Origin of the sequence: Exiguobacterium sp. TDN 0502 (assembly GCF_050846835.1) — a bacterium.
GTDB lineage: Bacteria > Bacillota > Bacilli > Exiguobacteriales > Exiguobacteriaceae > Exiguobacterium_A.
In genome coordinates, this window is record NZ_JBOZGJ010000001.1 from 577,719 (window position 1) to 591,600 (window position 13,882).

Annotated in this window: 14 protein-coding genes; 5 read left to right on the plus strand and 9 right to left on the minus strand. The window is 49.0% G+C overall.

The annotated features are described in order from the left end of the window. Positions 1-10 precede the first annotated feature (10 nt). Genes ACRPK8_RS02760 through ACRPK8_RS02770 form a run of 3 tightly spaced genes read right to left on the minus strand, consistent with a single transcriptional unit; the run spans position 11 to position 3,808 of the window. Entirely contained in the window at positions 11-1,270 is a 1,260-nt protein-coding gene (locus ACRPK8_RS02760) for an oligosaccharide flippase family protein (RefSeq protein WP_432236808.1), read from the minus strand. A 14-nt stretch (positions 1,271-1,284) separates the two neighbouring features. Further along, complete coding sequence (locus tag ACRPK8_RS02765) at positions 1,285-3,153, minus strand: polysaccharide biosynthesis protein (protein WP_432236809.1); 1,869 nt, start codon at positions 3,151-3,153, stop codon at positions 1,285-1,287. Between the two features lie 19 nt (positions 3,154-3,172). Further along, the gene (locus ACRPK8_RS02770) at positions 3,173-3,808 is read right to left on the minus strand and encodes a YveK family protein (protein WP_432236810.1); all 636 of its coding nucleotides are present in this window, start codon (positions 3,806-3,808) and stop codon (positions 3,173-3,175) included. A 338-nt stretch (positions 3,809-4,146) separates the two neighbouring features. Between ACRPK8_RS02770 and ACRPK8_RS02775 the strand changes: the two genes are divergently transcribed. Together ACRPK8_RS02775 and ACRPK8_RS02780 are read left to right on the plus strand one after the other, a co-directional pair. Then, on the plus strand, positions 4,147-5,415 hold the full coding sequence (locus ACRPK8_RS02775; RefSeq protein ID WP_432236811.1) for an O-antigen ligase family protein: 1,269 nt from the start codon (positions 4,147-4,149) through the stop codon (positions 5,413-5,415). A gap of 29 nt (positions 5,416-5,444) precedes the next feature. Then, entirely contained in the window at positions 5,445-6,203 is a 759-nt protein-coding gene (locus tag ACRPK8_RS02780) for a homing endonuclease associated repeat-containing protein (RefSeq protein ID WP_432236812.1), read from the plus strand. Positions 6,204-6,273: 70 nt separating this feature from the next. On the opposite strand, the gene ACRPK8_RS02785 is transcribed toward ACRPK8_RS02780, so the two are convergent. Further along, the gene (locus tag ACRPK8_RS02785) at positions 6,274-7,269 is read right to left on the minus strand and encodes an ATP-grasp domain-containing protein (RefSeq protein WP_432236813.1); all 996 of its coding nucleotides are present in this window, start codon (positions 7,267-7,269) and stop codon (positions 6,274-6,276) included. 18 nt (positions 7,270-7,287) lie between these two features. Continuing rightward, positions 7,288-7,812, minus strand: coding sequence for a VanZ family protein (locus ACRPK8_RS02790; protein ID WP_432236814.1), 525 nt, complete (start codon positions 7,810-7,812; stop codon positions 7,288-7,290). A gap of 208 nt (positions 7,813-8,020) precedes the next feature. Here ACRPK8_RS02790 and ACRPK8_RS02795 point away from each other — a divergent pair, with 208 nt between their 5' ends. Beyond that, a complete protein-coding gene (locus ACRPK8_RS02795; protein ID WP_432236815.1) occupies positions 8,021-8,440 on the plus strand; it encodes a helix-turn-helix domain-containing protein in 420 nt (139 codons plus the stop codon). Between the two features lie 253 nt (positions 8,441-8,693). On the opposite strand, the gene ACRPK8_RS02800 is transcribed toward ACRPK8_RS02795, so the two are convergent. From ACRPK8_RS02800 to ACRPK8_RS02810, 3 genes are all read right to left on the minus strand, one after another. Continuing rightward, positions 8,694-9,005, minus strand: a complete 312-nt coding sequence (locus tag ACRPK8_RS02800; RefSeq protein WP_432236816.1) for a hypothetical protein — start codon at positions 9,003-9,005, stop codon at positions 8,694-8,696. A 143-nt stretch (positions 9,006-9,148) separates the two neighbouring features. Then, positions 9,149-9,886 (minus strand): hypothetical protein, encoded by a 738-nt coding sequence (locus ACRPK8_RS02805; protein WP_432236817.1) that lies wholly within the window; start codon positions 9,884-9,886, stop codon positions 9,149-9,151. Beyond that, positions 9,879-11,081, minus strand: a complete 1,203-nt coding sequence (locus ACRPK8_RS02810) for a hypothetical protein (protein ID WP_432236818.1) — start codon at positions 11,079-11,081, stop codon at positions 9,879-9,881. The genes ACRPK8_RS02805 and ACRPK8_RS02810 overlap by 8 nt, the downstream gene beginning before the upstream one ends. Before the next feature lie 369 nt (positions 11,082-11,450). On the opposite strand from ACRPK8_RS02810, the gene ACRPK8_RS02815 reads away from it, so the two are divergent. Further along, on the plus strand, positions 11,451-12,326 hold the full coding sequence (locus ACRPK8_RS02815; RefSeq protein ID WP_432236819.1) for a helix-turn-helix domain-containing protein: 876 nt from the start codon (positions 11,451-11,453) through the stop codon (positions 12,324-12,326). Positions 12,327-12,343: 17 nt separating this feature from the next. Here the strand turns inward: ACRPK8_RS02815 and ACRPK8_RS02820 are convergent, their stop codons facing one another. After that, positions 12,344-12,613: a hypothetical protein gene (locus ACRPK8_RS02820; RefSeq protein WP_432236820.1), complete on the minus strand. Its 270-nt coding sequence runs from the start codon at positions 12,611-12,613 to the stop codon at positions 12,344-12,346. A gap of 544 nt (positions 12,614-13,157) precedes the next feature. Here ACRPK8_RS02820 and ACRPK8_RS02825 point away from each other — a divergent pair. Further along, positions 13,158-13,739 (plus strand): TIGR00730 family Rossman fold protein, encoded by a 582-nt coding sequence (locus tag ACRPK8_RS02825; protein WP_432236821.1) that lies wholly within the window; start codon positions 13,158-13,160, stop codon positions 13,737-13,739. The last annotated feature ends 143 nt before the right edge of the window (positions 13,740-13,882 follow it).

The following is a 13,882-nucleotide window of genomic DNA, read 5'->3' on the forward strand; positions in this document are numbered from 1 at the left end:
TCTTCCCTCCTTAGCTGCTTTGTTCGACGACGAGGGCGACATCTCGGGGATACAACGAGCGATAGAGCGCCGGTAAGAGTAAGACGATCTGGGTGACGGCGCAGAGCGTGTATGCGATCGTCGCACCGTATAGACCGTATAACGGAATCAAGAGCGAACAGGCGACGAGATTGACGACGACACTGCCGAAGATCGAGAGCGTTTGGATCCGGAACTGTTGGAAGCCAGTCAGCAGTGCCTGGATGACGGTCGAGTTATAGAAGAAAAGCGAAGCGACCATCATCAGAACGAAAATCAGATGGTACTTGACGAACGAGGCGTTGTAGAAAATCGTCAAGCCCCACTTGCCAAAGAAGATCGCTCCGACAATCAACAGGATGCCGACGATGTTCGTCATCAGTAACATCGACCGGGTCAGCTTGCGCAGTTCCGGTAAACTTTGGCGTTCACCCGTTTCTGACGAGAAGTTCGGCAGTAAGACGGCGATCAAGGAGTGGATGAACAGACTGCCGAGTACAAGCAGATAGGCGATACTGGCGTAATAGCCAAGCTCTTCCGTTCCGATGGCGTGCCCGACGAACAATCGCGGGATGTTCGCGTTCAAGGCGATCAGGAGAGCGACGAATCCGAGCGGCATCGCTTTGAGGAATAATTCCTTTCCTGTCCGGTACCGTACATCGAGTGCCTGGTTGTCAAAACCGCGACCGACCCGGCGAATCGTCGGCAGATCATAGACGAGTAACATGATTAGGTTCCCTGTAATCAAGGCAAGGACGAAGCCATGGATCGAGTGGGTCGTAAAGAGGATCAGTGCCGCACCAGAGACGTTCAACAGACTCCGGAAGATTTTCGAGACGGCAACCTCCTTGAAGGCGGTGTGTCCTTGCAAGAAGCCGTATCCGAGGTCGGCGAACGACTCCATGTATTTATTGAGATAGACGAGCAACGTCAAGAGTAAGATGTTGGCTTCACCAAAGAAATAATAGACACCGAGTAACACGAACACCCCTGCCGAGAGGAGGGAAAAGCGGGTCTTGATGAAGAGCCAAAAGTTCTTCAGTCCCGCCCGCTCTGCCGTCAGGATCGTACTGGCGTTCAGCCAACAAAACATGACGATCGGTGCCGTGATGGCGAGGGCGTAGTTGAAGTAGCCGATATTAAGCGGTGTACTCCATTTGATCAGGAGCGTCAAAATCATCCATTGATGCAGCGAATACGCCGTATCGGCAATGAAGATGAGATTAAAGCGTGACAGCCGAGCCGTTTTCATCGTGTTCCCTCCCTTCACTCCCGTGCGATCCGAATCGCCGGCGGAACTGTCGTCCGGACGTCCGGTTCGTTCGTAATCCGTAACAGGTAGCTGCGAAGCGTCTCATCGCGTCCGAGCGCCTGCGCGATTTCTCGTAAATAAGGATCAACGGAACCGAACGGTCGTGTCTTACCGACGAGAATCTTGTCAAAGACCAGTTCGTCATGGACCTCATCCCGGGCGAGCAATTCTTCATATAACTTTTCTCCTTTTCGAATGCCACTGTAGACGATCGGGATCTGCTCTTCCGTAAATCCGCTCAAGTGGATCAAGTTCTTCGCAAGCGTCGTGATGTGGACCGGTTCGCCCATATCAAGGACGAAGACTTCACCGCCTTTCGCGAGGACACTCGCTTGAATGACGAGTCGGCTCGCTTCCGGGATTGTCATGAAGTAACGCGTCATCCGCGGATCGGTGATTGTGATCGGTCCGCCTTTCGCGATCTGTTCCTTAAAGAGCGGAATGACGGAACCACGACTTCCGAGTACATTGCCGAACCGGACGACGGCGAACGTCGTCTCGCTGTTTCGCGCCATCTGCTGGATGACCATCTCGGCGATCCGTTTCGTTGCTCCCATCACACTCGTCGGATTGACGGCCTTATCGGTCGAGATCATGACGAATCGCTTGACACCGGCCGCTTCAGCCGCTAAAGCGACGTTGCGTGTTCCGTAGATGTTATTTTTGACAGCTTCACTCGGATTATCTTCCATCAGCGGCACGTGCTTATGGGCAGCCGCGTGATAGACGAGATCCGGTTCAAAGCGCCGCATGACGTCTAGCATCCGTTCGCTGTCCTGAACATCGGCGATGACGGATTCGAACTGGATATCCCGGCTGAGACATTCGAGTTCCCGGCGAATCAGGTAGATACTGTTTTCCCCGTGTCCGAGGAGGACAAGACGTTCGGGACGGAAGCGGATCAACTGGCGACAGATCTCGGAACCGATCGATCCACCGGCGCCGGTAACGAGGACCGTCGCTCCGTGGACACTCCGTTCGATTTCCGTGATGTCGAGTTCAACAGGTTCCCGACCGAGCAAGTCAGCGATCGAGACTTCACGGATTTGCTGGATCGAGACCTTGCCTGACGCCAGTTCGACGAGCATCGGTAAGGTATGCGCCTCGACCTGCGTCTGCTTGATCCGGTTCAGCAGTTCGATCCGTCGTGGATAAGGTAAGGAGGGAATCGCGAGCACGACCGCTTCGATTTTTTGCTCCTCGATGATGCATTCGAGTTGATCGATCGCTCCGATGACCGGAACGCCGTGAATCCGCATCCCGCGTAATTCAAGCGAGTCATCCAGTAAGCCGACGACGTTTAAGATGTGCGATTTCTTCTGTTTCAGTTCCTTCGTGATCATCTGACCGGAAGCACCGGCACCGATGATCAACGTCCGTTTTCCGAGTGTCTTATGGTCTGGGACGAGTCTTAAACTACGTCCGCGAATCAGTAAACGAACGAACAAAATACCGTTCAGGACGAGACCGGTCTGCAGGAAAATCGCCCGTTCGACCGCAAAGTCGAACAACGCGTATTCGAGTCCGAGTAAGACGAAGCTGCTTGCGAGAACGACGACGAGTAAAACAGCGAGATCCCGTAAGCTGGCATATCGCCAAATGATTTGATAGAAGCGCATCCAGTGAGCGACGAATGTCAGAGCGATCCACTGGATCAAGGCGATCTCGAGAGCATCCCGCAGCTCGAAATCAATCGTGAGATGGAGCGGATTGAAGAAATAGAACGTCACGACGGTCGCAAGGGCGATGATACCGGCGTCGATCAGACGTAGGAGTCCGATCTTCAACTGGCGACGGTATGGGGTAAGCGGGGAATGTTGCATCGGTATCTCCTCTCCTCTCTCATGAGTGCGTGCGGGGAATCGCTTTCGGGTAGCTGTCAGTCGTCTCACGGGTTGCTTCTCTTTTGCTTAATGACCGAGAGTAGACAATCAGGAGACCGAGCATCAGACCAAGGACACCACCGATTCCCGTATTCATGAGAATGTTCGGGGAGACGGGTTTCGTCGGAATCCGAGCACTCGAGAAGACTTCCGTCTTACTCGTGTTGATCAGTTTCGGAAGATAATCCTGAAAGACTTCCGTCATCGTGTTCGCCTGGATTGCCGCCTGCTCGGCTGAGCGGTCGGTGACGGATAAGGCGATGACTTGTGAATCGAGATTGCTCGAGACCGTCAGTCGATCCGTCAAATCGAACAATCGCTTGTCCGTGACATCCATCTTTTGGGCGACCTGATCGACGACCTCTGGGCTTCTTAGGATATCTTGATAGGTACTGACGAGTGTCGGCGTCGATGTCGCCTCTGCGTTCGCCTGGGGAACGACGAGGATGTAGGCCGTCGCTTCGTACGTCTTCGGAATGACATAAGTGCTGAGTGCGTATCCGGCACTCGCGAAAAGGATGACGAAGAGTGCGAGAACCCACCAGCCGCGTCGGAGTGTCGCGAGATGATCCCCGAAGGTTTTTCTTTGATGCACCGAGCTCACTGTTGTTCACCTCTTTCTGGCGTGACCGATTGGATGGACATTGGTTATGTCTACACCTTATTTCCATTCGAATCCCAAAACAATTAGAGCTTGGTGAAAATGATTATATTTTTTTCGGTAGCTATCTCGCTTGCGTGACACTAGTTCACTGCAGGAATTCATGTCACAAAAAAAACGCGATTCATCAAAAAATGATCGCGTCTTTCTTAAAATGCTTTCTGTTATCTGCATGATGTTTTATAAAATGTGGGTAAATACAAATTTGATGATTAAAAAGTGGACAAATCGGTAATAAGTCCTATATGAAGGGTGGATAGGTCCTAGAAATCATGTTAAAATCAGCCAATATACCTGCATCATTTGCCTTATCCATCCTAGTCGTTTGGATCATGCTTGATGCCTGGATTCGTCCTCTTTCCTTCACGGACGAAGTATTGCCGAAACAGTGGTCCCTTTGGTTGCTTCCAATCTATCTGATTCTATTTGGTCTCTGTTGGTTGACGTTACGACCGGTCTACCGAAACAGCCGGACGCCGGGAAACCGTCTTGCACTCATTTTTCTGATTTATCTGACATTTCATATCATCGTGTTTTTCTTTAATTCGGATACGGATCCGGTTTTAGCTTCGCTGCACCTCATCTCGACCTGGCTGTTCATCGGCATCGTTTATTCGCTCTCGCGTCCATCGATCGACCAATGGCATCGTCTTCTCTATCGCTTCCTTTACGGCCAAGCACTCTTTCTTGCCTCCTACGCCCTCATCGTCTCATTTGGTTCTGTGTACGTTCCGGTCGAAAACCTGCAATGGCTTCGGATCGGTCCTTTGTCGTTTCCGCAACTGTATGTCGGTGAACAAGGTTCCTTCCTTCGGATCGCGGGACTGATGAACAATCCGAATACGTTTGCCGCCTGGCTCGTACCGGGAGGATTGTTCGCCTGGTTCTATTTTTTAAAACGATTCCCAAAACGCCGTAGCCTGCTTCATGCCGGTGCTTTGATCATCATCACCATCGCCCTTTTAAAAAGCGGATCGCAGACGGGAATCTATTCCTTCGTCTTCCTTGCCCTGGTGACGAGCATCCGGATGGTCCCCGATACGAAACGCCGGCTGCAGGTCACTGCCTGTTACGTCACTGGAAGTCTGATCTTGTTGACCGTCTTCGCGTTTCAAGGACTGCTCCCCCGCCTGCTGAGCCTGAATGGACGATATACACTATGGCAGGCAGGATGGCGCGCTTCGGCAGACGCCTTCTGGTTCGGGCACGGAATCGGGAGTGCGCCCAATGGTCTGAAAACCGAGTTGAACGAGCAGGTGCTCTATACGTTTCACAGTACACCGGTCACGTATCTCTATGAATTTGGAATCATCGGTTGTCTGCTGTACGGTCTCGTCTTTTTATATCTGTTTTACCGACTCGTCCGCATTCAGACGACGGATGTTGCGTTTCTCACCTTGCTGCTCGCCGGCTGGCTCGGCTTACTTCAATTCACGGAAAGCATTCTCGTCCGGCCGAGTGGATTTTATTTCATTTGGCTCAGTCTTCTCGCTTATACGTCGCTTCGTCGACCTTCACCTCACGACAGTACCCACACCTAGACGCACCTACATGAAAGGGGTATGACATCATGAAGAAATGGACAGAACAACAAGTCATCGATAGCCTGATCGAAGCCAGTATCGAATATCCCGCACTCGACGCAAAGACGTATGCACGCTATTCGATCGGAAAAGATATTCCATCGATCACGACGATCATCAATGTATTCGGCTCTTGGCGCGAAGCCCTTCAAGCAGCCGGTCTCTCCTCGATCCGTCCGTACTTTTCTGACGAGGAGATCCTCGCTTTCATCAAGGAAGCCTCGACCCGTCTTCATCCGTTCCACAGCAACAGCTATCGCGAGTGGGCAAAAGCGAAGCACGGTCCTTCCTTGACACTGATCAATTTACGCTTCGGATCCTGGTCCCGTGCCCTGGAAGAGGCACACATCGAGATGACACGGTCGATTTCGATGACCGAGGAGCGAATCATCACGGCGTTACTGGAAGCTTCTGATGTCCTTCCGCGTCTGACGACACAGACGTATGCGATTTGGGCACAGGAAAACGGTCATCCGACAGTCGCGACGATTGCCCGTAAATATGGTTCGTGGGCGGACGCCCTCGCCTGCCTTGACATCGCACCGCCTCGCCGGAAATGGGTCGAGGAAGATGTGTTAGAAGCTCTGCGGCAGGCGCAAGACGAGTTACCTTCACTCAGTATCATCCATTACCGGAAATGGGCGGAGGGTCGTTCGGTCCCGAGTACATCGACGATCAATGCCTTGTTTGGTAGCTGGACCTCTGCCGTGCAATGTCTCAAACGTGCACGCGTCTCTCTTTCCTGAGCCTGTTGTTGTACCTCCTCTGAAAAGGAGTGACCCGGCATGTCGCCGGATCACTCCTTTTTCGTCGATCTCATCGTTTTTCGATTCGCTCCAGCAAAGACGCCGGTAATAGCATCACCGTATCATGCTTGAGCAGATAGAGGTCTTCCATGTAGTCACCAATCCGCCGGACATTCGCCTGTCCGAGCAGATTATTACGGATCGCTCTCGGAAAATTGACGCCGCATTCGAACGCATGCGGGTACCCGCCACCGAACCGTGGATTGATTTCTGATAAATAAAGCGTTCCGTCGACGTCGAACAGATCAAAGTCAAGCGGACCGGTAAGATCTGTTCCGTCTAAGACCTGCTCGATCAATTCAAAGACGTCATCGCGTTTGACGGAGCGGCTCTTATCCGTCTCCCCTGCACGCATGACGAGTTTTTCCTTAATGAAGATGTCCGTCACTTCCCCTGTCACCCGGTCGACGTAGACATCGACACCGAGCTCCTGTCCTTGCAAGTATTCCTGAATGAGTAGATTCGGATGAACCGCGAATAACCCTTCGACGACTTCAAGAGAAGAAACGGCTTGTACATGAAGGCTCGCACTGCCGTTTCGCGGTTTGACGAAGACCGGGAATGCCACTTCCCCTTCCGCTAAAGCCCGCCGGAACGCCTCAAGCGTCACATACGTCCGCGCATGGGCGATCCCTTCCGAGACACAGTAGGCATACATCGCATATTTATCGAAGCATAACCGACAGGCATCCAGCGGCGAGACGAGGACCGTCACACCAATCTCAGCGAAACGTTCCGTCGCTGCTGCGAGCAGTTCCAGTTCGGGATCAATCAACGATAACAGCGCTGTCACCTGTTCCCGCTGACACAATTCAAGCAAATGATCGATATAGTCAGGGGCATCGATTTTAGGTACGAGGTGGTGGCGTTCTGTCATGTACAGCCCCGGTGCAAGCGGACTGCAATCCGCAGTACTGATTTGACCGGCTCCCATCTCGCGGACGAAATACTCCACCAGTTTCGTGCGGCGTCCCACGCTTGTCATCAACACATGCGGCGTCTTCATAACGGCAGGTCTCCTTCGTTAAAAGTGTTGCCTTCTCTTTTCGTGCCGGAAGGAGAGACTTCCTGCTTGGCGTCGTACTTTTATCCTACGTACGACAAGATACAGACCTATTCCGAGCAATGCGCCCGTTCCGTCGAGTAGGACATCCTGTACGAGACCCGTCCGGTCCCCGGTCAGGATTTGATGGAACTCATCAAAAACGGCAACCGTCAACGCGAGCGAATAGGCGAATAAGACGGCAAGTCCCGGTGTCAGACGGCGACGTGTCAAGTCGATGAGCGCTACACCAAGCACGAGGAAAATCGAGACGTGTGCTGCTTTACGGATGAAAAATTCGACAAAACCGCTTTTCCCGAGCGCTGCAACACTGACTTCGCCGTGGTACGAGAAGGAAATGAACCGGAGATGGTCGACGAAACCGAGCGGAATATATCGGGACAGCCCCGGTTTAAGCGATTGATCCTGGTATGGCATCGAACTCGAGATGAAGAGGACCAGGAGAACGGTCAGAACGATATAACCGGACCACGTCATTTTTTTCATGAAGACACTCCCTTTTTTAAATCTTTCTTTAGAATAGCATGGACGGAAACGCTAGACGACACTTCCTTAAAACCAATTGCTATCTTCATCCAAATCGAAGTTTAAGTTTCCTGAAAAAACGATATTTTACATTTATAAGGTTTCTTTTATAATGAAAGTGGTTAATTAGTACTATACACGATGACCTGAAGAATAGGAGTGGAGTGCCATGAAACGCGCACTAGGTAAAAAAATCATGCAGTTGCGGAAGCAACACAAGTATACGCAACAGTTTTTAGCGGAACGTTGCGGCGAATCCGTGACGAACATCTCCGCTTATGAACGTGGGCAACGGATGCCTCCTCCTCAAGTACTCGAACGGTTGGCACTTGTCTTAGACACGACGGTCATTGATCTTCTTGATCCCAAGTATGTACAGCATCCTTCGTTGAGTGAATTCATGCAACAAGCGCTTGAACCCTCGCAACCGCTTGATCTGAAACTCGTTCTCGAAGATTTACTCGTGCATCTCAGTCTATCGAAGGACATTTACTTTGACGGACGGCTCGTTCCCCCGAATGTACGGGAAGAAATGGCGACATCGATCGATCATGCCTTAAAACAAGGCATCGCCTCGATTGAAGCCTGACGAAAAGAGGCTGACTCAAAAAAGAATGACGCGTCTTTTCACGCCCTTTCCTCAGGCGAGACACAAGCCAGTTTTCCTGCTTTATTCAAGCAGGAAAGCGGGTCTTGTTCGTCTCTGACAGCGCAAAGATGCGCTTTTTCCTGTAGGAGTGGCGTGAAACGCGTCATTCTTTTTGTTAGGAAACCAGGAGGGCAGCACATCATTCTGCCTCCCTGATCTTTGTGGAAACTGACTTTTGAGTCAGCCCCTTTTCTTACTCCGTTTGCACGACATGGTCGATGTACAAATGGCCCTCTTCATATGTCGCCTCTAACAGTCGGCGGAAAAACGTATTGTCACTCGTTTTCTCAGACACGAACACACGCGCATAACGCTGATGTGCCTGCTCGAGTAAACTGAATTTTAAAGTCCGGACAGATGAAGAGAAGAACAATTGTGTACCCGGTTGACCAAATGCATCCGTCGCCTTCGATTCTTCTAGGAAGTGAAAAGATTCGTCTGGAAACAAGGTCTCAATGAACGATAGACAGCTGTGCTGAAAGGTACTTCCGCTCTGATTTTCCATGATGCGTCAGGCTCCTCTTTCTCATGATGTACTACGAATCGTGAAAAGGAAACTACTGTATCTCATTACCCCGCCTTTAGACCTATTCAAACTAGTATATGACATATAATTTTTGATTTAATTCTTCCTTGTTAGTATTCCGATTACTTTTTTTCAAATTCAAGAATCATCATCGTGTTTCCTTCATAGAGAAAGCGCCCGTCATACCGGGAGAGGGAGGCGAACTCAAATAAGGTCTTCGGTTCATAGAGGTATTCGACCGCATAACTGACTTTCTCCTCTGAACCCGACTTCAAGTAAGCATTAAATAATAACCGTTCCCCGTCGAGATGATAGCCATAGAACAGTAACGTCTGTTGAAAGCGGCGTGTCGCGATCGGGTGCGCCATCGATTTCAGGTGATCGATCCGATAGAGCGAGACCAGTAAACAGCCCCCAGATCGCAACAGTTGCCGGATATTTCGGAAGAACAACAGCAGTTCCCCCCGTGTATAGCGCAGGATCGTCGTTCCCGGCAAGATGATCCGGTCGAAATACTCCGGTCCGACGACGTCCGTCACGTCATGGCTCCAACCGTATACTTTATGCTGATAACGTTCGGCGATCTGTTTCGTCCGTGCCGCTTCCGGTTCAATCAGATACAAATCGTATCCCTCATCCGATAAACGGTTGAACAGTGCCGGATCAAAGGTGCCATGGAATAAAATCCGTTCTCCTTTTTGCAGGTAACGACGGTATAGCATCAGTTCGTCGACTTCACTTAGCTGCTGTGCCTCCTGATAGAGTTGACCGAAGCGTTCATCCGCCTGTACATGATCCAGTACCTCAACACGCGAATAACTTCCTTTCCGTAAAAACGGTCCAAAGAGGACGTCACCCATGATACATCAGCTCCTTGTAATGCTGAATCGCAGTCTCATATTCCGCCCCCAGGCGTTCCGGCAAGACATCGAACTGTTCCTTTTGATCGGCTTCTAGAATCCAGAGAAAGGCCTCGTTCGTCTCGAACAGACGCATGTTCGTCCGATCGAACACGAAACACCCTTCCGCGTTTCGGATCCCGATCGATGTCAACGGTCCGATCCGCCCGGATGTCCGAGGTAGTTCAAGGTCCGAGTACGGCGTGATGAAATGACTGTCCCCTTCGAAAGAACCCGCGAGCTGATACAGTAACGGAAACAATGCCAGTTCTGCCTGCGAGGCGAGTGCTTCCGGCTGCGGTGGATGTTCACGTAACATCTCGATGTCTTGCGACAGATCCTTACTCAACTGGACCGTCTTCTGCCGGTCGGCATAAATTCCGTCCTCAAAGAAGAACAGCCGGTGTGAGACCTCTAACCCGCTGAGTGTTGCATAATCAAGCACACCGGACTTCTGTTCGTTTCGAATCCGTCCCGTTTGATGCCAGTCATATAACCGGTCTGTTAGTTCGTCACGCGATAACACAGCTAGATACGTATCAAGCGGCGACAGACTATCTGAAAAGGCAAGCAACATCGGTGTCCGACTCATCAGTTCAATGATCGGTAGGTCGTGGCGCATCGGGTGATCGAAGTAAAGGACACTATTGATCGTCATCGTATTAAAATGAGTCGCCGGAATACGATCGAGCAACGAACTGTCCTCGAGATACACATGGCGCAGCGGTTGCGGATGATGCGGGGGAACGCCCGGATACACCCCTGTCATCAAGGAGAGAATCGCATGTTCGACATCCGGGAATGATGCCGGTACGGTCAGTGCTTCCTGCGGTAAAAAGAGACCGTTCAGGAAATCAGGCTGCCCGAACAAGACCTCCCCGTTCTGACGGATCAAGTGGAACTGGACGTGCAACATCTGATGCTGCAAATACGCAACGAGCCGGAGCGTCCGTTCCCCGTCGCCCTGCAGGACGAATAGATAATGTTCATACTCCTGAAAATCCATGTAATCGAGCAGATCACGGAACGTATGCTGATCGTAATCAAAGGCATCGAGTGCGATCCGGTGCGTCTCACAAAATGCCTGCAGCTCCGCTGAAGGTAAAGACCGCTTCAGCCAGCCATCCTGTTCTGATAGTACGGATAATCCGATCATGTCCTCGCTCCTTTCTCGTTGAATGATTGAAAAAAGGGCTTCATTCTCGATCCGAATGAAGTCCTTTTGTATGTCTTACGCCGATTTGACATTGGCTTTTGGTTTCGTAGCAGTCCGGTCCATTTCCCGATGAGCGAGGGGGGCGACGGAGACGGTTGCAGGATTAAGACACCAAGCGCACGAAGTCATGTTACGTCGCGTTTCTTTTAGGATGAGTGTCATGGGTGTACCCCTTTCTGAATCAAGTGAGATGGTCGTTAAAACATTGATACGAAATCAAGTAAATCAGTAGTATCGAAACCGGTTCGCTTCTATAATAGAAATTGGTACCCTGTACCAGTTCAATCTCCACGAAAGGACGAGGAGCCGATGGATCAATTCATGTCACCGCAAATCGGCTTAGCATTGCGCCGGTTGCGAAAAAAACATAATCTGACGCAAAAGGATTTAGCAAACGGAATCTGTAGTCAAGCCGAGATCAGTAAAATCGAAAGTGGCACCCATTCGCCGACGGTCGAGTTGCTCTATGCGTTATCTAAAAAATTACAAGTTCCATTTTCCTCATTTTTCGATCATGCGAATTATCGTGAAGCGTTTTATCATTTAGACGAAGAACTATTAAATAGATTTCGTAATAAAGAATTTAATGAAATTTACCAAGAAACAAAGCTTAAATTGGAACAATCCAATCTAGATGAAGAAGTAAGTTTACTTTTGCATTATTACAACAATATCTCTGCTCACAAATTAAATAAAATAGATTATAGAACTTGTATTGTGGTATTACGCCAGCTTTCAGAAAAATATTCCTCTACGTTTTATTCTCCAAGTATGATCATACGAATAAAATCTGCAATTGCAAATTTATATTCTGAAAATAAAAATTTCTCACATAGTAGGAAAGTTTACGAAGAAATTATCAATTTAGATTTTGAAAGCGAAGAACTAGTTTTAGATCGTATTCGAATTCTGTACAACTTTTCAAAAACTCTTTTTCAATTAAAAGATTTTCAATATGCCCTTAAAGTCAATGATGAAGCAATTGAACAAAGTTTAAAATATAAGGATATGTCAATGCTGGGTCAACTTTATTATCAAAAGGGATCTTGTTTGGAGCAATTAAATGAAGAGTATAATTTAATTAAAAAATCATACGAACGATCATTTTTGTTTTTTGATTTATTAAATATGAAAGAGTACCAGCAAATTATTTTGACTTACAAATCTGAATATATCTTTTTCTGAATATATCTTTTAAGCGATTATACTTGTGTTTTATTCACTACACTGTATTCATAAGGCAATTCTGTTTTTGCTATTTGTTTGACTGCGTATTCATATGGTAACTCTGTCGCAACTTTCTTTACTGCGTATTCATATGGTAACTCTGTTGCAACTTTCTTTACTGCATATTCGTAAGGTAATTCAGTTTTTGCTATTTGTTCAACTTGACTAGTTTGACTTGAGGCGACAACTCCCATACTAAATAGGAGAGCTCCAAACCCTACAATAACTTTGTTTTTTAAATTCATATAAATTACCTCCTAATTTTTTTCGTATGGCTTTGTAACAACATCATATAACCTTAGACCCCCTCTGAATATTCGAATACGAATAATTATGGGTTTTTACACATTATTAGCACTTTCTATTACTTTTGACACGAGTCATATGTCCTGAATACTGTTGTTTTCTTACAAATCATCCATCGATATGTCGAACTTGTGTATGAAAATAGATTTTTTTGAATATTCCATCGAACTGAAAAATCGTATCGCACATAAAACAGCGCCCATTCCACTCACATGAGTCGAACGGGCGCTGTTCATTTAGAAGACTGGCGCAAGGCAATGAAATAGAATATACCGAGCACTACAATGATTCCTAGTAGGATGGAACTAATCACTGTACGGGTGGACGTATCCGGCATCCACATCCCAAGCCCTAAATTAATGGCTGCAATGATTAGGACAAGCCAAACAATCGTGCGTGGTCGCATGTCGGTCTCCTTTCCGGTCTATCCTCCTCTCCTCGCTTCAGATATGCTATGGTGGAACTAACGAAGGAGGTTCTTACATGAATAGACTTGCTGTATTTTGTGGTTCCAAGGACGGTACTGATCCAGTCTTTCGCGAAGCTGCCGGACGGCTCGGTCAAGCGCTCGCTGCGCAGTCCGTCGCACTCGTTTATGGCGGTTCCCGCGTCGGAACGATGGGGGCCGTCGCCGATGCAACACTTGCGGCAAACGGTCAGGCAATCGGTGTCCTCCCGCACTTTCTTCAAGAAAAGGAACTTGCCCACCCCGGACTGACCGAATTGCATCTCGTTCACTCGATGCATGAGCGAAAAGCGAAGATGTCTGAGCTTGCTGACGGATTCATCATTCTTCCGGGTGGTCCCGGTACGATGGAGGAATTTTTCGAAGTCTTCACTTGGGCACAGCTCGGACTTCACGAAAAACCATGTGGTATTCTCAACATCGACGGTTATTATGATTCACTGATTGATCTATTCGACACGATGGAACGGCAAGGATTCCTGATCCCGGAACACCGGTCGATGCTGCTCGTCGAATCCGATCCTGAACGTCTGCTTGAACGATTTGCGACGTATCAAGCGCCGCGCGTCAAAACCTATATGGATCGCTCACAAACTTGATTGCACGGAGTCTTTGACTCCGTTTTTTAATCCCTTCCAATCCTCTTCCTTTTCTTCTCTCTCGTTCTAGCATTCTCCATGATTTAGACAGATTCCTACCGCCTGTATACAAAAAAGCCAGATGCTTGAAGGCACCTGGCTCT

What these genes read in the sequence shown, in the direction of transcription:
- ACRPK8_RS02760 (WP_432236808.1), bottom strand. Translation starts at nt 1,270, where the DNA reads ATGAAAACGGCTCGGCTGTCACGCTTTAATCTCATCTTCATTGCCGAT.
- ACRPK8_RS02765 (WP_432236809.1), bottom strand. Translation starts at nt 3,153, where the DNA reads ATGCAACATTCCCCGCTTACCCCATACCGTCGCCAGTTGAAGATCGGA.
- ACRPK8_RS02775 (WP_432236811.1), top strand. Translation starts at nt 4,147, where the DNA reads ATGTTAAAATCAGCCAATATACCTGCATCATTTGCCTTATCCATCCTA.
- ACRPK8_RS02780 (WP_432236812.1), top strand. Translation starts at nt 5,445, where the DNA reads ATGAAGAAATGGACAGAACAACAAGTCATCGATAGCCTGATCGAAGCC.
- ACRPK8_RS02785 (WP_432236813.1), bottom strand. Translation starts at nt 7,269, where the DNA reads ATGAAGACGCCGCATGTGTTGATGACAAGCGTGGGACGCCGCACGAAA.
- ACRPK8_RS02790 (WP_432236814.1), bottom strand. Translation starts at nt 7,812, where the DNA reads ATGAAAAAAATGACGTGGTCCGGTTATATCGTTCTGACCGTTCTCCTG.
- ACRPK8_RS02795 (WP_432236815.1), top strand. Translation starts at nt 8,021, where the DNA reads ATGAAACGCGCACTAGGTAAAAAAATCATGCAGTTGCGGAAGCAACAC.
- ACRPK8_RS02800 (WP_432236816.1), bottom strand. Translation starts at nt 9,005, where the DNA reads ATGGAAAATCAGAGCGGAAGTACCTTTCAGCACAGCTGTCTATCGTTC.
- ACRPK8_RS02805 (WP_432236817.1), bottom strand. Translation starts at nt 9,886, where the DNA reads ATGGGTGACGTCCTCTTTGGACCGTTTTTACGGAAAGGAAGTTATTCG.
- ACRPK8_RS02810 (WP_432236818.1), bottom strand. Translation starts at nt 11,081, where the DNA reads ATGATCGGATTATCCGTACTATCAGAACAGGATGGCTGGCTGAAGCGG.
- ACRPK8_RS02815 (WP_432236819.1), top strand. Translation starts at nt 11,451, where the DNA reads ATGGATCAATTCATGTCACCGCAAATCGGCTTAGCATTGCGCCGGTTG.
- ACRPK8_RS02820 (WP_432236820.1), bottom strand. Translation starts at nt 12,613, where the DNA reads ATGAATTTAAAAAACAAAGTTATTGTAGGGTTTGGAGCTCTCCTATTT.
- ACRPK8_RS02825 (WP_432236821.1), top strand. Translation starts at nt 13,158, where the DNA reads ATGAATAGACTTGCTGTATTTTGTGGTTCCAAGGACGGTACTGATCCA.